General features: G+C 69.1%; 24 protein-coding genes. 5 read left to right on the top strand and 19 right to left on the bottom strand.

What is annotated here, in order from left to right; genetic code table 11:
* Positions 1-69: 69 nt before the first annotated feature.
* From KIH31_RS11790 to dacB, 15 genes are all read right to left on the bottom strand, one after another.
* Entirely contained in the window at positions 70-396 is a 327-nt protein-coding gene (locus tag KIH31_RS11790) for an Lsr2 family protein (protein WP_214427337.1), read from the bottom strand.
* 112 nt (positions 397-508) lie between these two features.
* Positions 509-652 (bottom strand): hypothetical protein, encoded by a 144-nt coding sequence (locus KIH31_RS11785; RefSeq protein WP_214427336.1) that lies wholly within the window; start codon positions 650-652, stop codon positions 509-511.
* Between the two features lie 74 nt (positions 653-726).
* Positions 727-2,178, bottom strand: a complete 1,452-nt coding sequence (lysS, locus tag KIH31_RS11780) for a lysine--tRNA ligase (protein WP_214427665.1) — start codon at positions 2,176-2,178, stop codon at positions 727-729.
* A 91-nt stretch (positions 2,179-2,269) separates the two neighbouring features.
* Positions 2,270-3,154, bottom strand: coding sequence for a pantoate--beta-alanine ligase (panC, locus tag KIH31_RS11775; protein WP_214427335.1), 885 nt, complete (start codon positions 3,152-3,154; stop codon positions 2,270-2,272).
* Entirely contained in the window at positions 3,151-4,110 is a 960-nt protein-coding gene (locus KIH31_RS11770) for a Rossmann-like and DUF2520 domain-containing protein (protein ID WP_214427334.1), read from the bottom strand. The genes panC and KIH31_RS11770 overlap by 4 nt, the downstream gene beginning before the upstream one ends.
* A complete protein-coding gene (locus KIH31_RS11765; RefSeq protein WP_214427333.1) occupies positions 4,103-4,606 on the bottom strand; it encodes a DUF3180 domain-containing protein in 504 nt (167 codons plus the stop codon). Before KIH31_RS11765 ends, KIH31_RS11770 begins: the two co-directional genes overlap by 8 nt.
* Positions 4,603-5,199: a 2-amino-4-hydroxy-6-hydroxymethyldihydropteridine diphosphokinase gene (gene folK, locus KIH31_RS11760; protein WP_214427332.1), complete on the bottom strand. Its 597-nt coding sequence runs from the start codon at positions 5,197-5,199 to the stop codon at positions 4,603-4,605. The genes KIH31_RS11765 and folK overlap by 4 nt, the downstream gene beginning before the upstream one ends.
* On the bottom strand, positions 5,196-5,579 hold the full coding sequence (gene folB, locus KIH31_RS11755) for a dihydroneopterin aldolase (protein WP_214427331.1): 384 nt from the start codon (positions 5,577-5,579) through the stop codon (positions 5,196-5,198). The genes folK and folB overlap by 4 nt, the downstream gene beginning before the upstream one ends.
* Position 5,580: 1 nt before the next feature.
* Positions 5,581-6,501, bottom strand: coding sequence for a dihydropteroate synthase (gene folP, locus KIH31_RS11750; RefSeq protein WP_214427330.1), 921 nt, complete (start codon positions 6,499-6,501; stop codon positions 5,581-5,583).
* A 6-nt stretch (positions 6,502-6,507) separates the two neighbouring features.
* On the bottom strand, positions 6,508-7,068 hold the full coding sequence (folE, locus tag KIH31_RS11745; protein ID WP_214427664.1) for a GTP cyclohydrolase I FolE: 561 nt from the start codon (positions 7,066-7,068) through the stop codon (positions 6,508-6,510).
* Between the two features lie 55 nt (positions 7,069-7,123).
* Positions 7,124-9,121, bottom strand: a complete 1,998-nt coding sequence (gene ftsH / locus KIH31_RS11740) for an ATP-dependent zinc metalloprotease FtsH (protein WP_214427329.1) — start codon at positions 9,119-9,121, stop codon at positions 7,124-7,126.
* A 148-nt stretch (positions 9,122-9,269) separates the two neighbouring features.
* A complete protein-coding gene (gene hpt, locus KIH31_RS11735) occupies positions 9,270-9,821 on the bottom strand; it encodes a hypoxanthine phosphoribosyltransferase (protein ID WP_214427328.1) in 552 nt (183 codons plus the stop codon).
* Positions 9,822-9,849: 28 nt separating this feature from the next.
* Complete coding sequence (gene tilS, locus KIH31_RS11730) at positions 9,850-10,878, bottom strand: tRNA lysidine(34) synthetase TilS (protein WP_214427327.1); 1,029 nt, start codon at positions 10,876-10,878, stop codon at positions 9,850-9,852.
* Complete coding sequence (locus KIH31_RS11725; protein ID WP_214427326.1) at positions 10,878-11,978, bottom strand: zinc-dependent metalloprotease; 1,101 nt, start codon at positions 11,976-11,978, stop codon at positions 10,878-10,880. Before KIH31_RS11725 ends, tilS begins: the two co-directional genes overlap by 1 nt.
* 63 nt (positions 11,979-12,041) lie before the next feature.
* Positions 12,042-13,469, bottom strand: a complete 1,428-nt coding sequence (gene dacB, locus KIH31_RS11720) for a D-alanyl-D-alanine carboxypeptidase/D-alanyl-D-alanine-endopeptidase (RefSeq protein ID WP_214427325.1) — start codon at positions 13,467-13,469, stop codon at positions 12,042-12,044.
* Positions 13,470-13,656: 187 nt separating this feature from the next.
* Between dacB and KIH31_RS11715 the strand changes: the two genes are divergently transcribed.
* On the top strand, positions 13,657-14,145 hold the full coding sequence (locus tag KIH31_RS11715) for an inorganic diphosphatase (protein ID WP_214427324.1): 489 nt from the start codon (positions 13,657-13,659) through the stop codon (positions 14,143-14,145).
* Between the two features lie 102 nt (positions 14,146-14,247).
* Here the strand turns inward: KIH31_RS11715 and KIH31_RS11710 are convergent, their stop codons facing one another.
* Positions 14,248-15,090, bottom strand: a complete 843-nt coding sequence (locus tag KIH31_RS11710) for an HAD family hydrolase (RefSeq protein WP_214427323.1) — start codon at positions 15,088-15,090, stop codon at positions 14,248-14,250.
* Positions 15,091-15,192: 102 nt separating this feature from the next.
* On the bottom strand, positions 15,193-16,479 hold the full coding sequence (serS, locus tag KIH31_RS11705; RefSeq protein ID WP_214427322.1) for a serine--tRNA ligase: 1,287 nt from the start codon (positions 16,477-16,479) through the stop codon (positions 15,193-15,195).
* Positions 16,480-16,561: 82 nt separating this feature from the next.
* Here serS and KIH31_RS11700 point away from each other — a divergent pair, with 82 nt between their 5' ends.
* The gene (locus KIH31_RS11700) at positions 16,562-17,617 is read left to right on the top strand and encodes a diacylglycerol kinase family protein (protein WP_214427321.1); all 1,056 of its coding nucleotides are present in this window, start codon (positions 16,562-16,564) and stop codon (positions 17,615-17,617) included.
* On the opposite strand, the gene KIH31_RS11695 is transcribed toward KIH31_RS11700, so the two are convergent.
* Both KIH31_RS11695 and KIH31_RS11690 read right to left on the bottom strand, forming a co-directional pair.
* Positions 17,614-17,958 carry a hypothetical protein gene (locus KIH31_RS11695; protein WP_214427320.1) on the bottom strand — a complete coding sequence of 115 codons (345 nt, stop codon included), beginning with the start codon at positions 17,956-17,958 and terminating at the stop codon, positions 17,614-17,616. The genes KIH31_RS11700 and KIH31_RS11695 overlap by 4 nt on opposite strands.
* Before the next feature lie 90 nt (positions 17,959-18,048).
* On the bottom strand, positions 18,049-18,375 hold the full coding sequence (locus KIH31_RS11690) for a rhodanese-like domain-containing protein (RefSeq protein WP_214427319.1): 327 nt from the start codon (positions 18,373-18,375) through the stop codon (positions 18,049-18,051).
* A gap of 122 nt (positions 18,376-18,497) precedes the next feature.
* Between KIH31_RS11690 and KIH31_RS11685 the strand changes: the two genes are divergently transcribed.
* From KIH31_RS11685 to KIH31_RS11675, 3 genes are read left to right on the top strand one after another with little or no spacing between them, the layout of a single operon-like run.
* Positions 18,498-19,241, top strand: coding sequence for a peptidase E (locus KIH31_RS11685; RefSeq protein WP_214427318.1), 744 nt, complete (start codon positions 18,498-18,500; stop codon positions 19,239-19,241).
* Between the two features lie 5 nt (positions 19,242-19,246).
* Complete coding sequence (locus KIH31_RS11680; protein ID WP_214427317.1) at positions 19,247-20,704, top strand: amidase; 1,458 nt, start codon at positions 19,247-19,249, stop codon at positions 20,702-20,704.
* Between the two features lie 2 nt (positions 20,705-20,706).
* On the top strand, positions 20,707-21,075 hold the full coding sequence (locus KIH31_RS11675; RefSeq protein WP_214427316.1) for a DUF4267 domain-containing protein: 369 nt from the start codon (positions 20,707-20,709) through the stop codon (positions 21,073-21,075).
* The last annotated feature ends 2 nt before the right edge of the window (positions 21,076-21,077 follow it).

The following is a 21,077-nucleotide window of genomic DNA, read 5'->3' as shown; positions in this document are numbered from 1 at the left end:
CAATCGGGGCGAGCTGCGGGCCGGAATACGGCCCATGCCTATTGGCCGGGAATCCGAGCCTGCAGGACCTCAGGAATTGGCTTTGTTGAATGCTTCGATAATTTCGGCCTGAATGCGGCCGCGGCTGTTTACCGTGTAGCCCTTGTCGCGGGCCCACTGGCGGATGGCGGCAGTGTCCTGTCCGGACGACGCAGCTGCGCGGGTGCGTCCGGGACGGGCGGCCTGGGAGCGGCGGGCGACGGCGACGAAGGGCTTGAGCGCCTCGCGGAGGCGACCTGCATTCTCAGTCGACAAATCGATCTCGTATGCCGCACCGTCCAGACCGAAGCGGATGGTTTCGTCGGCGCTGCCGCCGTCGAGGTCATCAACGAGGATGATTTTGACTTTCTGGGCCATGGGAATCTCTATTTCAATAGAAAATTTCGCTAAAAGCAGGTCAATTACTTTTAGTATTCCCTATGCGCAGCACCTTCGTCAAAGGCTCCGGCTACGCGGATTAGGCCGAACGTTATTCGGCGGTCTTTTCCGCGTCGCGTTCAGCCGCGGCAAGTGCTTCGCGTTCGCGGCGGTCAGCGTTGAAGATCGATTTCATGGCGAAGTAGAAAATGGCGCCCACTCCGACGGAGGGCAAAAGAACTGCTAGATAATCCACGGTTCCGATTCTATCGCTGAAAGCCTGGGAGCTTCCGGGGAGTCCCGGAAGCTCCCAACTGGTTCCGTCCCGGCTCAGGCCTCGGGCTTGAGCAGGGGGAAGAGGATCGTCTCGCGGATGCCCGTCTGGGTGAACAGCATGACGAGCCGGTCGATGCCAAGGCCGAGCCCGCCCATCGGCGGAGCCCCGTACTCGAGGGCGCGCAGGAAGTCCTCGTCGAGCTGCATCGCCTCCACGTCGCCGGCCGCGGCGAGCCGGGATTGTTCGGTGAGGCGTTCGCGCTGGATGATCGGGTCGATGAGTTCGGTGAAGGCGGTGCCGCGCTCCATCCCGCCTATAATAAGGTCCCACGCCTCGATCAGCCGGTCGTCCTCGCGGTGCGGCCGCGCCAGCGGTTGCGCCGACGGCGGGTAGTCGCACACGAACGTCGGCTGCAGCAGGGTCGGTTCGACCAGCTCGCCGAACAACTCGACGACGAGCTTCTCGGCATGCCACTTCGGGTCGAACTTCACGCCGCGCTCGGCGGCGATGGCCTGCAGCTCGGCCTCGGTGGTGTCCGGAGTGATGTCCCGGCCCACCGCCTCGGACAGGCCCGGGTAGACGGACAGCCAGCGCCATTCGCCGTCGAGCTCAATGGTCCCGGCCTCGGTCTCGATGCTGCGCGTGCCGATCGCGTCCGCGCAGGCCAGGATGATGCGCTGCATCAGGTCGGCCATGGTCTTCTGGTCCCCGTACGCCTCGTACGCCTCCAGCGTGGTGAACTCGGGGCTGTGCGTGGAGTCCACCCCCTCGTTGCGGAACACGCGGCCGATCTCGAAGACCTTCTCCACGCCGCCGACGACGGCGCGCTTGAGGTAGAGCTCGGTCGCGATGCGCAGCGTCATTTGCTGGTCGAACGCGTTCAGGTGGGTGCCGAACGGGCGGGCGGTCGCGCCGCCGTGCACCAGCTGCAGGATCGGGGTTTCAATCTCGATGAAGTCGCTGTTGTTCAGGGTGTCCCGGACAGCGCGGGTGACCGCGGCGCGGGTGCGCACCATGTCCCGTGCTTCCTGCCGGACGATCAGGTCCGCGTACCGCTGGCGGACGCGGGATTCCTCGGAGAGTTCCTTGTGCAGCGTGGGCAGTGGCCGCAGCGCCTTGGAGGCCAGCTGCCACGAATCGGCCATGATCGAGAGTTCGCCGCGCTTGGAGCTGATCACCTCGCCGTGGATGTAGACATGGTCGCCCAGGTCGACCAGGGCCTTCCAGTCCGCAAGGGCCTCCTCGCCCACGTTGGCGAGGCTGATCATCGCCTGCAACCGGTTGCCGGCGCCCTCCTGCAGGGTGGCGAAACAGAGCTTTCCGGTGTTGCGGATGAACACGATGCGGCCCGCGACGCCGACGACGTCGCCGGTGGTCTCATCGGCCTCGAGGTGGCCGTACTTCTCCCGGATCTCTTCGAGCGTGTGGGTGCGGTCCACTCCGGCAGGGTAGGGGTGGACGCCGCGCTCGAGGAGCCTGGCCCGCTTCTCCCGGCGGATCTGCATCTGCTCGGAGGTGTCGGAGGCTTCAAGGGTGGGCTTGGTATCGGTCACGGTGATTAAGTTTACCGGTTGGCGTGAACCTGTCCGCGCGGGCTCAGGAGCGTAGCGGCATGTTGTCGATCAGCCGCACCGGGCCCACCGCCGCGGCCACGAGGACCAGGGCCTCGCCGCGGAACGGTACGCGGCGGCAGTTCTCGGCCAGCGGCGCCAGGGTCTCCGGGTCCACCACTTCCAGATAGTCCAGCTGCACGTGCGGAGCGGATTCGATCATCGCCTGGGCGCCGTCGATGTCCAGCGCTTCGTGGTTGCGGGCCCGGGCCTCGAGGTAGCGCAGTGCGCGGGAGAGCACGAGGGCGCCGTCGTGCTCCTCGGGGCTGAGGAAGCGGTTGCGGCTGGAGAGGGCGAGGCCGTCCTCGGCCCGCACGATGGGCACCGGGACGATTTCCACGGCAAAGTTCAAGTCGGCCACCATCCGCTGCACCAGGACCAGCTGCTGGGCGTCCTTCTGGCCGAAGTAGGCACGGTAGGTTGCGGGGGCGGGCGGGGCGCACAGGTGCAGCAGCTTCGCCACCACGGTCAGCGCCCCGTCGAAGTGCCCTGGCCGGGAGGCGCCTTCGAACCTTTCGCCCAGCTCGCCCGCGGTGATCCGCACCCGTGGCGGGCCGGCCGGGTACACCTCCTCCACGGACGGAGCGAACACCAGGTCCACCCCGCAGTCCTCGAGCAGGGCGACGTCGGCGTCGAGCGTCCGCGGGTAGCGGTCCAGGTCCGTGGCGTCCCCGAACTGCAGCGGGTTCACGAAGATCCAGGCGACGCTCACGTCGTTGGACCCGGCGGCGGCCCGGGCCAGCGCGGCGTGGCCGCTGTGCAGCGCCCCCATCGTGGGAACCAGGCCCAGGCTGCTGCCGCGCCGTTCCGCCAGCAGTCCCGCTGCCGCTTCCTGAAGGTCCGCCTGGGTCGTGACCACCCTCGGGCTCATTCTGCTGTGTCCTTCCGTGTCCCTGATCCGCCGCGTGCGGAGGGCCTTCCGAGCATATCCGCCGCCGCGTCCAGGGCGGCGCCGACCGACCGGGCCTGCTCCGGTTTGAGCATGCCGCGGGCTTCAGCCCGCTCCGCCGTCGCCCTGGCCATCGCGAGGTAGGCCGCAGGGATGTCGGGCTGCTGGTCCCGGAGCGCGTCCAGGTGCGCGGCGACGGTGCCTGCGTCGCCGCGGGCCACAGGGCCCGTGAGCGCCGATTCGCCCGAGGCGAGCGCGTTCTCCAGCGACGCGCGCAGCAGCGGCCCCAGCACCCGGTCCGGTTCCGCCACTCCGATGCCTTGCAGCAGCTGCGCGGACTGGGCGGCGAGCGTCACCAGGTGGTTGGAGGCGTGGGCGAGGGCCGCGTGGTAGAGGGCGCGGTCCTGCTCTTCGATGACGACCGGCTCGGCGCCCATCTCCACCACGAGGGCCTGCGCGATGGGCAGCATCATCCGCTCCGCCGTGACACCGAAGCTGCAGTCCTGCAGCCTGGTCAGGTCAAGGCTCATTCCGGTGAAGGTCATGGCGGGGTGGATGGCCAGCGGGATGGCACCGGCCCGCTTGGCCGCGGCCAGCACTGCGGTCCCGAAGCGCCCCGACGTGTGCGCCACCAGCTGGCCGGCCTGCCAGGCGCCGGTCGCGGCGAGGCCTTCCACGAGCGGGCCAAGCGCGTCGTCCGGCACCGCGAGGAGCACCAGTTCGGCGCGTTCGATGATCTGCGGGATTTCCAGTATCGGCACGCCCGGCAGCAGGTTTTCCGCGCGGTCGCGGCTCGCCTCGGACACGGCGGAAACGCCGACGACGCCGTGCCCGGCACCGCGCAGGGCCGCTCCAAGCACGGCGCCGACCTTCCCGGCGCCGATCACTCCGACGCCGAGCCGCCCGGGTTTGGCTCCCGGTCCGCTGGATTCAGGCATACTTGCCCTCCCCTTCCGGCTTGCGCTTGTTCACGCCGCCGCCGGCTCCTCCGCTGTCCTCCGGCGGGATCCGGCAGAAGCGCTCGACGATCATCCCGACGACGACCATCACCAGTCCCCCGCCCATGATCGCCAGCGACATCAGGCTCACGGTCTGGTCCGAGCGCAGCGCCCAGGCCGGCAACTGGTCGAACAGGATGCCGCCGTGCCAGCCGAGCAGCACGGCTCCCACGTAGGCGCAGGCCTGGGCCAGCACCAGCGTGTAGGCGGCAAGGATCGGGTTGAGCATCCGGGTGCGCTTGCCCTGGCGCCAGCGCCAGACCCGGATGCCGAGGACGAGGGTGACGCCGAGAATGACCGCCATGGTGAACAGTGAGCTCGCCGGCAGCACAGGGGTGGGAAGACTGGCGCGGTTGGTGATCTGGGTGGCCACCCAGCCGACCAGCCCGGACACGATGGCCGTGAGCAGCAGGACGAACAACCGGAGGGTCTTCACAGCGCCGCTCCGCCCCTCTCGGCCGGCTGCAGGACGCCGTCCCGGACCACGTACCCGTCGTAGGGGCGCACCCCTGGCAGGTCCTCAGCGCGGGCCGCCAGGTCGGCCACGGACTCGCCCGCGAGAGTGGCCTGTGCGTCCATTGCCGCCCACGGGTAAAGCACGAAGGCGCGTTCGCGCGCCCGCGGATGCGGCAGGGTCAGGCGCGGGTCGTCGAGGACGAGGTCGTCGTAGGTGATGATGTCCACATCAAGCGTGCGCGGTCCCCAACGCACCTCCCGGGTGCGCAGGTGCGCCGCTTCCACCGCATGGCAGTGCTCGAGCAGTTCCAGCGGGCTGAGGCCGGTCTCGATCTCGATCACCATGTTCAGGTAGTCGGGCTGGTCCGGGCCCCCCACGGGTTTGGTCTGCACCACGGGAGAGACACCGCACAGCCGCACCTCGGGCCGGTCCACCAGGTCCGCAACGGCGGCCGAAAGGGTGTCCTGCCGGGCGCCGAGGTTGCTGCCGAGCGCCAGCACGGCGCGGACGAAGGACGGTCCGGACGCGGTGGGCCCGGCGGCGGCGGTGCCGGGACCGGGCAGGCCCGTCATGGCGCCTCCCGGAACACCGTCACGGACACGTCGCTGAACGGCACCTCGATCGGAGCCTTGGGCTTATGCACGGTCACCTGGACTGCCGCCGGGCGGAACTTCTCCAGCAGGGACGCGGCAATGCGCTCGGCCACCGTCTCGATCAGGTTCAGCGGTTCCCCAGTGATGACGGCACGGATATCCTCCGCCACCTCCGCATAGTTGACGGTCAGGCGCAGGTCGTCCCCCGCGGCGGCTGCGCGCACGTCGGTGTGCAGCACGGCGTCCACGACGAAGGGCTGCCCGGTGCGCCGCTCGTGGTCGAACACGCCATGGTGGCCGACGGCGGCAACGCCGGTCAGGCTGATCAGGTCGGGCAGCACCCTTGCTCCCTGCGGCATCTCAAGCTCCCGGGGCAGCGGCCGCGAGCCGGGCGGCGACCTTGACGGCATCGAGGTTGGCGGGCACGTCGTGCACCCGCACCCCCCAGGCCCCGTTGGCTGCGGCGATGGCGGTGATGGCGGCGGTGGCGCCGTCGCGCTCAAGCGGCTGCGCGGCCTTGCCGGCGGACACCAACAGGCTGCCCAGGAACCGCTTGCGGGAAGCTGCCACCAGCACCGGGTGGCCGAGCTCCTTCAGCGGCCCGAGGTTGGCCAGCAGTTCCCAGTTCTGCGCATCGTTCTTGGCAAAGCCCAGGCCCGGGTCCACGATGATCTGTTCTGCCGCTACCCCCGCGGCGAAGAGCTTGTCCCGCACCCCGGTCAGCTCCGCCGCGACCTCCGCGGCGACGTCGTCGTAGTGGGCCAGCGAGTCCATGGTGGCGGCGTCGCCGCGGCGGTGGGTGAGGATGTAGGGGACGCCGCTCTCGGCCACCAGCGTGATCATGTCCGGCTCGACGGTGAGGCCGGAGACGTCGTTGATGATGGCCGCGCCGGCTGCGAGGGCAGCCCGGGCAGTAGAGGCGTGGGTGGTGTCCACACTGACCAGGGCACCGGCCTTGACGAGGGCCGAGATCACCGGGAGGATCCTGGCCTGCTCCTGGTCGGGGGCGACCTCCTCGGCACCCGGACGGGTGGATTCGCCGCCAACGTCGATGATGTCCGCGCCGGCGTAGAACATCCGCAGGCCGTGCGCGATGGCGGTGTCGGCGTCGGCATGGCGGCCGCCGTCACTGAACGAATCCGGGGTGACGTTGAGAATTCCCATGACCAGGGCGCGGCCGGTGGGAAGGTCCGCGAAGGCGGCGGGCTTCCGGGGCGCGCGGATGACGGGAAGCGGCGACGTGTTCGGCCCGGTTCCGGGGGCTGCGGCGAGGGAGTCCATATGTTTCTACCTTCCAAGGATGAGGCTCATGGCCTCGGCACGGGTGGCCGGGTCATGAAGCTGCCCGCGGACAGCACTGGTGACGGTCTTGGCGCCAGGTTTGCGGATGCCGCGCATCGACATGCACATGTGCTCGCACTCGACGACCACGATGGCACCGCGAGGGTTCAGGTGCTTCACCATGGCATCGACGATCTGGGTGGTGAGCCGCTCCTGGACCTGCGGCCGCCGGGCAAAGACCTCGACCAGCCGGGCGAGCTTGCTCAGCCCGGTGACCTTCCCGTCGTGCGACGGAATGTAGCCCACGTGGGCAACTCCGTGGAACGGGACGAGGTGGTGCTCGCAGGTTGAGTAGAACGGAATGTCCTTCACGAGCACCATCTCCTCGTGGTCGAGGTCGAAGGTGGTGGCCAGCACCGCCTCCGGATTCTGGTGCAGCCCGGCGAACATTTCGGCGTACGCGCGGGCGACTCGCTGCGGGGTGTCCTTCAGCCCGCCGCGGTCCGGGTCCTCGCCGATCGCGAACAGGATCTCCCTTACCGCAGCTTCGATCCGCGGCTGGTCGATAGCCAGGTCGGGCAGGTCCGGATTGGGCTCGTCGAAGTGGCTCACTCCAGAAATCTTAGCGGTGCGAGTCCGCCGAGACCGAGTCGTCGGAGTCCGCTGCGCTCCGGGAGGACTCCAGCGCCTGCTGCTCAGCTTCCTTCTCGGCGGGCGAGACTACCGGCGGAATCGAGGAGACCGGGCGGGTCTCCTTCGACAGCCAGACCTCGCGCAGATCGCGCTTGCGCACATCCGCGAAGACCTGGGCGATCTCGGCCTGGTTCAGGGTTTCGCGTTCGAGCAGTTCGAGCGCGAGCCGGTCGAGCACGTCCCGGTTCTCGGTGAGGATCTGGTACGCCTCGTCGTGGGCGTTGTCGATCAGCCGGCGCACTTCCTCGTCGACGATGTACGCGACCTCGTCGGAGTAGTTGCGCTCGTGGGCCATGTCGCGGCCGAGGAACGGCTCGCCGCCGCCCTGTCCGAGCTTGACCGCACCGACGCGTTCGCTCATGCCGTACTGGGTGACCATCTGGCGGGCCGTGGAAGTGGCCTTTTCGATGTCGTTGGACGCGCCGGTCGAGGGATCGTGGAACACGATCTCCTCGGCCACCCGGCCGCCCATCGCGTAGGCCAGCTGGTCCAGCAGCTCGTTGCGGGTCGTGGAGTACTTGTCGTCTGCCGGCAGCACCATCGTGTAGCCGAGGGCACGGCCGCGCGGCAGGATGGTCACCTTGGTGACCGGGTCGGTGTTGCGCAGAGCCGCCGCAACCAGGGCGTGACCGCCCTCGTGGTAGGCGGTGATCTTGCGCTCCCTTTCCTTCATCACGCGGGTGCGCTTCTGCGGGCCGGCGATCACGCGGTCGATGGCCTCATCGAGGGCACGGTCGTCGATCAGCTGGGCGTTGGAGCGCGCGGTGAGCAGCGCGGCTTCATTGAGCACGTTGGCCAGGTCCGCACCGGTAAACCCGGGGGTCCGCTTGGCTACCGAGCGCAGGTCCACTCCCTGGGCCATCGGCTTGCCCTTGGCGTGCACGCGCAGGATCTGCTCGCGGCCGATCATGTCCGGCGCCTCGACGGCGATCTGGCGGTCGAACCGGCCCGGGCGAAGCAGCGCCGGGTCCAGCACGTCTGGCCGGTTGGTCGCGGCGATCAGGATCACGTTGGTCTTGACGTCGAAGCCGTCCATCTCGACCAGCAGCTGGTTGAGGGTCTGCTCGCGTTCGTCGTTGCCGCCGCCGACGCCGGCCCCGCGGTGGCGACCGACGGCGTCGATCTCGTCGACGAAGATGATGGCCGGCGAGTTCGCCTTGGCCTGCTCGAACAGGTCGCGTACGCGGGAGGCGCCGACACCGACGAACATCTCGACGAAGTCAGAGCCGGAAATCGAGTAGAAGGGCACCCCGGCCTCGCCCGCCACGGCACGGGCGAGCAGGGTCTTGCCGGTGCCGGGAGGGCCATAGAGCAGCACGCCCTTGGGGATCTTGGCGCCGACGGCCTGGAACTTCGCGGGTTCCTGCAGGAACTCCTTGATTTCGTGCAGTTCCTCCACGGCCTCGTCCGCTCCGGCGACGTCGGTGAACGTCACCTGCGGGTGGTCCTTGGAGATCAGCTTGGCGCGGGACTTGCCGAACTGCATGATCTTCGAGCCGCCGCCCTGCATCCGCGAGAGCAGGAACCAGAAGATGACGCCGAGCAGCAGGATCGGGACGAAAAGCTGCAGCAGGCTGCCGAGGAGGTTGTTCTCGGTCGGCTGGTCGGTGAAGCCGCCGGGCAGGTTCGCGTCGTTGACGGCCTTGACGACGTCGGTGCCGCGGGGGGTGACGTAGAAGAACTGGACGTTCTTGCCCTTGTCCTGGCCGTTTTCGGTCAGGTCGTTCTTCAGCACCAGGTCAACGCGCTGTTCGCCGTTGAAGATCTTGGCTTGCTCGACCTGCCCGTCCTTGAGCAGCTGGAGGCCCTTCTGGGTGTCAATGCGGTTGCTGCCGCCGCCAGCGAGCGTGCTGAACGCAACCAGGAGCATGACGATGACCAGAACGATCCATACCAGTGGACCCTTGAAGATGTTCTTGACGTTCATTTACTCGGGGTCCAGCCCCGTCCCTCCTGATAAAACTGCACTCCACTGGCATGATGCCAGCAGCTGGTGCATCTAGCTATACACCGTTCGGATTCATTCACGCACGGCGAAGCTCAATAGTTCCCTCTGGGCGGACAGCCGGCGGGCTCTACTCGTAGACGTGCGGGGCGAGGGTGCCCACGAAGTCCAGGTTGCGGTACTTTTCGGCGAAGTCCAGGCCGTAGCCGACCACGAACTCGTTCGGGATGTCGAAGCCGACGTACTTCACGTCGATCTCGACCTTGGCGGCCTCGGGCTTGCGCAGCAGGGTGCAGATCTCGACCGAGGCGGGGCCGCGGGATTCCAGGTTCGCCTTCAGCCACGACAGGGTGAGGCCGGAGTCGATGATGTCCTCGACGATGAGCACGTTCTTGCCCATCAGGTCGGTCTCGAGGTCCTTGAGGATGCGCACGACGCCGGAGGACTGGGTACCTGATCCGTAGGAGGAGACGGCCATCCAGTCCATCGACACGTGGCTGTGCAGCGCACGGGCGAGGTCGGCCATCACCATGACCGCTCCCTTGAGCACCCCCACAATGAGGACCTCACGGTCCCGGTAGTCCTCGTCAATCGCCGCGGCCAGCTCTGCCACGCGCTGCTGGATCTCCTGCTTGCTGTAGAGAACGTGCTTGAGATCTGCCTGGACGTCTTGTGAATCCACCAATGGCTCCCGGGGATGTGTCTGGGGGTTAGCTACTGATAAAGACTAGCCTGCCCTGGCCGTCGTCGCGATTGGCTCCCGGAGCCGCCCACACCGACACCCGGCCCGGGAGCTGCACCTCTCCGGCGCCTTTCCGGTTCAGCAGGGCGTCGACGGCGAGCAGCCGCTCCCTGCTCGGCTGGACACCCGCGGAGGCGACGGCGGCAAGGGCCAGGGCCCGCAGCCGCAGAGCCGCAGGCGCAGCGCGCAGCCCGGCTGCGTCCAGTTCCAGGGCGGCGCCGGCCCGGGGCGGCTCGCGCAGGACCGCCGCGTAGATCTCAGCACTCGCCGCGTCGAGGTAGGCGGCGTCTTCGGTGAGGATGGCGGCGGTGCGGGCGAGCGATTCCGCGACTCCGGGCCCCAGTTCCTTCTCCAGCAGCGGCATGACGGTGGTGCGCACCCGGGAGCGGGTGAACGCCGGGTCCGCGTTGGTCGGGTCGTGCCACGGGTCCAGTCCCTCGGCCGCGCAGATGCCCAGCGTCTCCTCACGCCGCAGCGACAGGAACGGCCGCAGGTACCGGCCGCGTGCGGCCGGCATGCCGGCCAGCGAACGCGCGCCCGAGCCGCGGGCCAGGCCCAGCAGGACGGTTTCGGCCTGGTCGTCCAGGGTGTGGCCGAGCAGCACGGCATCGGCCCCGAGGTCCTGCGCTGCGGCGTCGAGCGCAGCGTACCGGGCGGAACGGGCCGCCGCTTCGGGGCCCTCGCCCTCGTCGTCGACCGTGACGCTGCGCACCTGGACGGGATCCAGTCCGAGGCTGCGGAGGCTGGCTGCCGCCCGCTCGGCCACCTGCGCGCTTCCAGGCTGCAGGTTGTGGTCGATCACGACGGCGCCCGCACGGAAGTCCCCGCGCCGGACGAAGAAGGCTGTGGCCGCGGCGAGGGCCAGCGAATCCGGGCCGCCGCTGCACGCAACCAGCAGCAGGGGCCCGTGCGGGTCGCGCGGGCCGAGCGCGTCGGCGAGGGCGCTCCGGGCCTTGGCGACGACTGGGCTCAGCCGCGGCCGGCGGCCCTCGGGCACTACAGGCCCATCCGGAGGATCCACCGCCCGGCGTCGTGGATCTCTTCCTCGGTGGGGAGGTTGGCTGCCTCGGCCCAGACCCGGTTGAAGCCCTCCATGCCCACCTGGTCCACCACTGCGCGCACGAACTTGGCGCCGTCGGTGTACTGGCGCATCTTGGCGTCGAGGCCGAGCAGGTTGCGGATGAACTTCTCGACCGCACCGCGGTCCTTGCCGCGGGCGTTGAAGCGCTGGCGGATGGTCTTCACGGTGGGCACGATGCTGGCGTCCACGGCGTCCATGACCACGTTGGCGTGGCCCTCGAGCAGGCTCATCACGGCCGTCAGGTGCGAGAGGGTGGCCTTCTCCTCCGGGTCGCGGAGCAGTTCGAGCAGACCGCCCGGGCCGGGGGCCGCGTCGGACCGGCGCTCCTGCAGGGACTTCACGGCATCCGCCAGCCGTCGTCCGAGCGAGTCCATGTCCCCCATCAGCAGCCCGCTGAGCCGGCCGATCTGCTCCAGCATGTGTTCACGCAGCCAGGGGGCCGCGGCGAACTGCACGCGGTGCGTCTGCTCGTGCAGGCACACCCAGAGCCGGAAGTCCTCCGGCTCGACGTTCAGCTCGCGCTCCACCTGCAGGATGTTCGGCGCGACGAGCAGCAAGCGCCCGGCGGGGGACGACGTCGAGCCCGGTGCCAGCGCCGCGAACGGGTCGTACTGGCCCAGGACCTTGCTCGAGAGGAACGCCAGCACCGACCCGAGCTGCGCCCCGGTGACGGCGCCTCCGACGGCGGCGCTGGCCTGCGTCAGGTTCTGCCCGCGGGTCTGAAGGAGCTTCTCAAGCGTGGGCTTGAGCATCACGGAGAAGCTTTGCGTGTTGGCTTTGGACCAGGATGCCCTGTCGACGACGAGGACCTGCGAGTCCCTCAGGTCGCGGGCGGCTTCCAGTCCGGTGATGTGGTGGACGTGCGGCACGGAGGCGTCCGCCAGCCGGCGGAGGCTTTCAACGGCGGCGGAGATCTCCGCGGCGGACAAGTTGGGTCCCGGACCGGCGAGCCGGGCTGCGGTTGACGCGGCGAGGTCCCAGTTGATCAAGCTCGGCGATGTCTCCATGGTCTCCATAAGATCACACAACGCTTGAGCCGGTCCGTTGGTTCGGCGGCCGCCGGCGGGAGCCCGCGGGGGCTACCGGCAGCCGCAGCCGGCCAGGGCTGTCGCCGAACGGTCCAGTGCCGCCTTGGCAGCCTTGCTGCCAGGGGTCAGGTCGTTGCCGACAAAGGAGAAAACGAGCAGCCGGCCGTCGGCGTCGACCACGAAGCCGGAGAGCGAGAGCACGGTGTTCAAGGTCCCCGTCTTCGCCCGGACCAGGCCCCTGCCGCCGGCGGTGGCCACGTCGCCGTACCGGTCGTCGAGGGTGCCGCTCAGCCCGGCAACAGGGAAGCCGTCGATGCCGGCCCTCAGGTCCTGGTCCATGCTGGTGACGATCGCCCGCGCGACTGCCGCGAGCTGGGCCGTGGAGATTTTGTCCCCAAGGGTCAGCCCGCAGCTGTCCAGGAGGGTCAGCCCTGCCGAAGGGATCCCCAGTCCGTCGGCGGTGGCCCGCATCGCGGCGAGAGCAGCAGTGATGGAACCTGGGGCGCCGCTGGAGACCGCTGCCATCCGAGCCAGGGTCTCCGCCAGGTAGTTGTCGGAGTTCTCCAGCATCCAGCCCACCTGCTCGACGACGGTGGCGGACTGCACCTGCGCCAGCACCGCCGCACCGGACCGTGCCGCGCCGGCGCCCCGCCTGCTGCCGAGCGTGGCGTCGATGCCGGCGTCGCGCAGCCGGGCCACGAATTCCGTCTCCGCGGTGCGGCCCGCGTCCTGCGGCCGGGGCCCGAAGGTGGAATCCGGCGCGTAGCGGGCCGAGTTCAGGGCCAGCGGGAACACCGGGGCGACCTCCCCGGCGGCGACGTCGCCGGGATCCCACGCAGGATTGAGCGAGGGACCGGAGAAGAGCGAATCGTCCAGCGCCACCGAGACGGTCCCGGTGACGCCGGCTGCCTTCAGCGACGCCGCGGTCTGCTTCGCCAGGGTGCCCAGGCCCGCGTGGCCCATCGTCTTCTCCGGCTGCGAGTCGCCGTCGCCAAGCAGCACGTCCCCGCCGGCCTTCAGCACCACGTCCGACGGTGAACTTCCCTGCAGCACCTGGGTCTCGAAGCGGGTTTGCGCGCCAAGGTTGCGCAGCACCGTGGCGGCGGTGAGCAGCTTCAGGTTCGAGGCCGGGGTGCGCGGCTCCTCGGCACCGCGGGAGTACAGAGTGGCACCCGTCGCGGCGTCGAGCACGGAGGCGGTGAAGTTGCCGGCGCCCCCGGTGTCCAGGGAGGCGTCCAAGGTGGACGCCAGCGCCGGCCCGGACGGCTGCGGAGCGTGGTCGGAGAGGTCCTTGACGCCGCTGATCCCTGCCAGCGCCGCGGGGACGCGCTGGGCCGCGGGCACGGCTGCCGAGGCCGGTTTCGCCTGCACATCGGCACCAAAGAGAGCCTGCTCGGGGTGCATCCCCACCGGCACGGCCAGCGCTGCCAGGGCCACGGCCAGGGCGCCCGCGGCGAAGATACGGAAGGGGCGGCTCATGGCGGTGCGGTGTCCTTGCTGGGGGCGGCGGGCGTTGCGCGGGGGCGCCGGCCGGCCGGCCGCCGAAGTGTGGCCTGGGCTTGCTCCCCTATATCCTCATAGTAAACGTCGGCGGACCTGTGCCGCCCCGCGCCGGCCGCCCGCCGGCCCGCTTCAGTATCCGCTTCACAACGCCAAGGAGTCCGACTTGAAGTTCGACATCACCATCGAGATCCCCAAGGGATCCAAGGTCAAGTACGAAATCGACCACGAAACCAACCGGCTGCGCCTGGACCGCGTCCTGTTCACCTCCATGCAGTACCCCTGCCACTACGGGTACGTGGAGAACTCGCTGGGCGAGGACGGGGACCCGCTGGACGCCATGGTGCTGCTCGACGTCGACGTCGTGCCCGGTGTGCTGATCGAGGTGCGTCCCGTGGGCGTGTTCAACATGACTGACGACGGCGGCCCGGACGCGAAGATCCTGACCGTTCCCGCCGACCCGCGCTGGGACCACATCCAGGAGCTGAGCGACGTTTCGGACTACGTGCTGGACGAAATCAAGCACTTCTTCACCAAGTACAAGGACCTGGAGCCCGGCAAGTGGGTCGAGGCTGCGGACTGGGCCGGCCGGGCGGACGCCGAAGCCGAGGTCGAGGCCTCCTTCAAGCGACTGAAGGACAACGGCGGCCACTGACCCCTCAGGGGTTCTTCCACCGAACGGCCAGGTACGGCGGCTTCCGAACGCGGAAGCCCGCCGTACCTGGCCGTTCGCGCAGGAGGTCCGGGTGCGCCGGTGTCAGCCGAGGAGGCTGCGCAGGACCTTGGCGGCGCCGTCGTCGTACACGGACGCCGTGATTTCGTCCGCCGCCATCAGCACCTCGCGGGGCGCCTGGCCCATGGCGACGCCCCGGGCGGCCCACCCGAGCATCTCGATGTCGTTGCGGCCGTCGCCGACGGCGACCGTGAGGGCAGGGTTGATGCCGAGCCGGTGGCGCATCCTCTCCAGCGCGCTGGCCTTGGTGACACCGGCGGCGGCAATGTCCAGCCAGGCAGTCCAGCCAACCGAATACGTCACGCCGTGCAGGCCGACGGACTCGATCGCCCGGGCGAACTCCTCGGGAGTGTTCTCCGCGCTGTAGACCACCACGCGGACTGCCTTCGTCGTGAGCAGTTCGTGGAAGTCAACGCCGCGCGCCTCGAGCCCGAAGCTCGCATCCTGGAAGCGCTCGGTGGCGAGGAAGTTTCCCTCGTGGTCCTCCAGCGCATAGAGGGCCGCCGGCAGTTCGGCGCGCAGCGCCTTCAGGGCCGGCGCCGGGTCGAAGACCGCTCGCTCGAGTACCTCGTAGCCGTCCGGCAGGGACGGGTCCAGCCGCAGCGTCACGCCGCCGTTGCTGCAGATCCCGTAGCCGGTGGTGATCCCGATCTTTTCGATCACCGGCAGGGTGGCGTTCAGCGACCGGCCGGTCGCGATCATCACATGGTGGCCGCTGGCGACGACGGCCTGGGCAGCCTCGCGGACCTCTTCGCTCATGTGGCCGTCGTGGTCCACCAGCGTTCCGTCCACGTCGAGGGCGACAAGGTGGGTGGTTTCTTCGTTTTGCGGCTGATCCTCGATGTCAGCTCGAATCATTGTTGTCATACATCAAGTGAAACAGAGCGACCTGCCGCCAGCCTAGGAGTTACGCCACAAGTGATTCTGAACGGCGGGTGAATACTCACAGGTTTTCCCCGCCGTGAATGTTTACCTTGCGGCCAGCCCAAGCACCTCCATGCCGCCCAGGTAGGGCCGCAGCGCCGCCGGGACGTTCACTGTCCCGTCCGGGTTCTGGTGGTTTTCCAGGATCGCGACGATCCACCGGGTGGTCGCCAGCGTGCCGTTAAGCGTGGCCACGGCGCGGGTGCCCTTGGCGCCCTCCCCGGTCTGCCGTTCCCGGATGTTCAGCCGCCGGGCCTGGTACGTGGTGCAGTTCGACGTCGAGGTCAGCTCGCGGAAGGCCTCCTGCGTCGGAACCCACGCTTCGCAGTCGAACTTGCGTGCCGCGGACGTCCCCAGGTCCCCCGCAGCGGTGTCGATCACGCGGTAGGGCAGCTCGACCTTGGCCAGCATCTCCTCTTCCCAGGCGAGCAGGCGCTGGTGCTCGGCGGCGGCGTCCTCGACCGTCGTGTAGGTGAACATCTCGACCTTGTTGAACTGGTGCACGCGGATGATGCCGCGGGTGTCCTTGCCGTGCGAACCGGCCTCGCGCCGGTAGCAGGAGCTCCACCCGGCGTAGCGCAGCGGCCCTGCCGTCAGGTCGATGATTTCGTCCCCGTGGTAGCCCGCGAGGGCCACCTCCGAGGTGCCCACCAGGTACAGGTCGTCCTCGGCGAGGCGGTAGATCTCGGCGTCGTGCTTGACGTCGAAGCCGGTGCCGGACATGGTCTCCGGGCGCACCAGGGTGGGGGTGATCATCGGGGTGAAGCCGGCCTTGATGGCCTGGTCCATGGCCAGCTGCAGCAGGGCCATTTCGAGCCGGGCGCCGACCCCCTTGAGGAAGTAGAAGCGGGCGCCGGACACCTTCGCCCCGCGCTCCATATCGATGGCACCCAGCAGCTCACCGATCTCCAGATGGTCCCGGGGCGTGAAGCCCTCGGCGGCGAAATCGCGCACCTTCCCCACGGTCTTGAGCACCACGAAGTCATCCTCGCCGCCCTCGGGAACGCCGTCTTCGACCAGGTTTGGGACCGTGCGCAGCAGCGCTTCCTGCTTGGCCTGCGCTGCGTCGGCCTCGGCGTTGGCGGCCTTGACCGACCCGGCGAGCTCCTTCACCTCGGCGAGCAAGGCCTGCTTCTCCTCGCCCTTGGCTGCGGCAACCTTCTTGCCGAAGGCGTTCTGCCGGGCGCGCAGTTCCTCGTAGCGGGTGATCGCGGCGCGCCGCGTGGAATCGGCTTCGATGATCGCGTCGACAACGGACTCGTCCGCTCCGCGGGCACGCTGACTCGCACGGAACTTCTCGGGACTCTCGCTGAGCTCTTTTACATCGATCACCGTCTAAGGGTATCGAAAAGGATTCCCGCCCCCGCGCAGCTCCCAGCCGGGGCGCAGGGGCGGCCGTTATGGTTAGAGCACCATGCGTAACCTCATCTTCGCACTTGCGGCTGCCGCGGGAGCCGCGTTCTCCGTTTCGAGCTGGTGGGGCGTGCGCAGACTGCAGCAGAAGCACACCCGGCTGGCCGTTGCGGAGGCGCCGCACAGCGCACCCGACGGGCCGCAGCGGGTGGCAGTGGTGCTGAACCCGGTAAAGCTCAATGCGGACAGGGCCAAGGAACTCATCCAGCGGGCCTGCCACAGCGCTGGATGGGATGATCCGCTCTTCCTCGAAACCACCGTCGAGGACCCCGGCCACTCGCAGGCGCGCGCGGCCCTCGAGTACGGCGCCGACGTCGTGCTGGTGGGCGGCGGGGACGGCACCGTCCGGGTCGCCGCCCAGACCCTTGCGGGGAAGGACGTGGCCATGGGCCTGGTGCCGCTGGGCACCGGCAACCTGCTGGCGCGGAACCTGCACCTGGACGTCACGGACCTTTACGGGAACATCCGGACCGCCCTGTTCGGCCAGCAGCGCCGGATCGACACCGCGCGGATGCTGGTGGAGAACGCGCGGAGCGGGGAATCTGCCGAGCACACCTTCCTGGTGATCGCCGGCATGGGCATGGACGCTGAGGTCATCGGAGACACCAATGACGAGCTGAAGAAGGCCGTCGGGTGGCTCGCCTACACGGAGGCCGGCGTGCGGCATATGCCGGGCCGGCGCAAACGCGTAGGGGTTGCCCTCGACGACGAACCGGAGCAGCAGCGCAAGGTGCGCAGCGTCCTGTTCGCCAACTGCGGCCTGGTTCCCGGCGGCATCGATTTCGTGCCGGGCTCGATGATCGACGACGGCGTGCTCGACATCGTCGTCATGAGCCCGCGCAGTGCCATCGGCTGGGTGGCGATGGGACTGAAGATCCTGTTCCAGCACCGCGGCGGCCTGCCGGTGCTGGATTACTACACGGCCCGCAAGGTCGTAATGAGCAGCGCCGATCCGCTCCAGACGCAGATCGACGGCGACCCGTCCGGGCTGGCGACGAGGGTCACCGTTGAGGTGGAACCCTCGTCGCTGCTCGTCCGCGTTCCGCCGGCTGGCTAGCTGTTGTCGTCCTGCTCGGCGACGCGCTCCGCGTGCCCGGGTTCGACAGCGCCGGCGGCGCCGTAATCGCCCTCTTCGTAGCCGGAGGTCGGCTCCGCCTCCTCGGTGGTCGCGACGCCTGCGCGGCCGTAATCGCCTTCGACGAACGTTCCGCTGTCCGCCGGGCGCTCGTCTTCGGCCCCGGGACGCGTGACCTCCACTCCGGCCTTGCCGTAGTCGCCCGCGTCGTACTCATCGACCTTCTCGCCTGGCTTCCTGCCCGGCTCCGTCCCGGCGGCGCCGTACTGGCCTTCCTCGTACTGGCCCTCTTCGAATTGGCCTTCGCCGTGCTGCTCGGTCATGGTCCCACCTTCCTGCTGTCGGTGAACTACTCTCGGGTAGGTCCCATTCAATACCAGCCGTCCGGCTTTGAACAGGCGAAAAAGAAGGGCCTACTTCACGGTCGGCTGCTGGCCGTTGTCCGACACAATCGGCTTCTCCGCCACCAGCCAGGCGTCCATGCCGCCTCGGACATTGACGGCCCCGTAGCCGTTGCCGTTGAGCCACTGGGTGGCCTGGTAGGAACGCCCGCCGGTGCGGCAGATGATGTTGTAGTCCACGTCCGGGTCCAGTTCCTCCAGCCGCTCCGGCAGCTGGCCAAGCGGGATGTGCAGGGCGCCGTCAATGTGCCCGGCCTCCCACTCATAATCCTCGCGCACATCCAGCACCCGGCCCGGATCCTGGATGTCCTCCACGGACACATTCACCACGTCGCTCACAGCCGTCCTCCTGCTTCTTCCGGGGTCGTTTTGCCACTTCCAAGCCTATAGCGGCGGCTTCCGCCGGGCCCAGCATCGGGCGCCGTTAGGCTGGAGCTGATCCGTCCGTCGAAGGGGAAGATATGCCCGCCACGCAGCCGACCATTCTTGCCACCTCGGGCGGCTACCGCCGCGGCGGCCGCATCCGGCTCGAGTTCCACCGGCTGGTGCACCACGCCGTCGATCTGTCCGGAGCATCGTCGCGCACGCCGCGGATCACGCACCTGGGAACCGCCAACGGGGACCAGCGCTGGTTCAACGCGGACCTGGACGAGGCAGCCCGCAGCGCCGGTTTCGACCTCAGCCATTTGAACCTCTTCAGCATGCCGGGTCTGGACGACATCGAGGGCCATCTGCTGGAGCAGGACGTGGTCTGGGTCAACGGCGGCTCGGTGGCGAACCTGCTGGCGGTGTGGCGGGTCCACGGTCTGGACGCAATTTTCCGGCGCGTCTGGGAGGCCGGGGTGGTCCTTGCCGGCGTGTCCGCCGGGTCCATCTGCTGGTTCCAGGGCGGCACGACCGACTCCTTCGGCCCCGAACTGCGCGCCGTCACCAATGGCCTGGCGTTCCTTCCGTATGCCAACGGCGTGCATTACGACTCGGAGGAACAGCGGCGCCCGCTCGTGCACCGACTCGTCGCCGAAGGCACGCTCGGTGAGACCCACTGCACCGACGACGGCGTCGGGCTGGTCTACCACGGCACCAAGCTAGCCGGGGCGGTCACCGAAATTCCCGGCAAGGGCGCCTACATCGTGCGCCGCTCGGCGGGGGACGGCCCGGACAGTGCGGCCATCGAGGAGCGGCTGGAACCGAGGGTCCTTGGCTGAGCGGCATGTGCGCGGAAATCCATGAGCTCAGCGCCGTCGAGCTGCGGGAGTGCCTCGCCGCCGGCCGGCTGGGCGCGCGCGAGGTCGTGAACCATTACCTGGACCGCATCGCCGCCTTGAACCCGGAACTAGGCGCCTTCGTCCACGTTTCGGCGGAGGCAGCCGTGGAGGAAGCGACGGTGGCGGACGCCTTGTATGCCTCACGCGGAATATCCCGGGAGATGCTGCCGCCGCTGCATGGTGTGCCCGTGGCTTTCAAGGACCTGACCGACGTCCGCGGGGCACCCACGACGCACGGCAGCGCGGCGCTCAATCACTCGGTGGCACCGGCCGACGGCGCCCTCGCTTCCGCGCTCCGGGCGGCCGGAGCGATCAGCCTTGGTAAGACCCAGGTTCCCGAATTCGGCCTGACGGGCTACAGCGAGAACCGCGTCGGGCCCCCGGCGCGAAATCCGTACGACCTCACCACCAGCCCGGGCGGTTCCTCGGGCGGGAGTGCCGCCGCGGTCGCTGCGGGGCTGCTGCCCTTCGCACCGGGCACCGACGGCGGCGGCTCCATCCGCATCCCGGCAGCCGCCACCGGCCTGGTGGGGCTGAAGCCGAACCGCGGGCGGGTGCCGTCCGGTTCGGGACAGTCCGACGCCGGGGGCCTCGTCGTCGCCGGACCCCTGGCCCGCTCGGCCGCCGACGCCGGGCTGCTGCTGGACGTGCTGGCCTCCGAGCCCAATCACCACGCCACCTCGGCGGCCCCGGGAGGCAGCTTCCTCGATGCGGCCGGATCGGATCCGGGGCCGCTGCGGATAGGGATCGGCCTGGATACGCCGTGGGCCTCGGAGTACCCGATCGATGTCGAGCCCGCGGCCCGTAACGCGCTGGACGCCGCCGCTGCGCTGCTGGCCGCCGCCGGACACCGGCTGCTCGAGGCGCCGATCCGCTACGACAACCGCTACCCGGAGGCGTTCACCACTGTTTGGACGTCCGGCGTCGGAGCCGCTCGGATCCCTCCGGCCCGGGAACAGTTCCTGACACCGCTCACGCACACGTTCCGGCGCCGCGCCCAGCAAAAAAGCGCCGTCAAACTCGCCGAGGCGCTGGCCTTCCTGCGCCAGTTCGAACACGACACCATTGCCCAGTTCGCGGACTTCGACGTCATCCTTACGCCCGCCGTTGCCCAGCCCCCGCGGCCTGTCGGCTGGTACACCGGCGAAGACTGGGAGGCCGACCCGGACGAGGACTACAAGCGGCAGTGCCAGTACGCCCCGTGGTCCTCTCTGGTCAACGTCACCGGCCTGCCGGCACTCACCCTGCCCGTGCACCGGACTCCGAGCGGCGTGCCGATGGGCGTCCAGCTGATCGGCCGGCCCTCCGCGGAGGCCACCCTGCTCGCGCTGGCCGGCCAGCTGGAACGGCACGCAGGATTCCGGCCTCCCTTCTTCGGGTGGACAGGGCCGACTAGGGTTTAGCCATGGCGTTCCTCTTCAGCAAGATCATGTCCGCCGGCACGGCCGCCTACGCGGTGTTTGCCCTCGCCCAGCCGCGCCACCTCGGCAACGCGGTTACTGCAGACCCGTCCGTGCAGGCCCAGTACGACCCGCTCGCGAGGATCTACGGCTTCCGTGACCTGGCGGTGAGCGCCGTGGCCCTCGCCTCGGGGTCCAGGGAGGCGGTCCGGTCGGCCATGCTGATGCGGATTTTCTTCGACCTGACCGACGCCGTCGTGCTGGCACCGCGCGCCGATGCCGCCAAGCGGCAGAAACTGCTCGGCACGGCCCTCGGCTGGGGAGCGCTCAACACCGTGGCCGTCCTGCTCGACGCGCGCTCCGGGGGCCGCTGACC

Source organism: Paenarthrobacter sp. DKR-5, assembly GCF_018531425.1.
Taxonomy (GTDB): Bacteria; Actinomycetota; Actinomycetes; order Actinomycetales; family Micrococcaceae; genus DKR-5.
The sequence above is the reverse complement of the archived record's forward strand: the minus strand, read 5'-3'. Positions and strand labels throughout refer to the sequence as shown.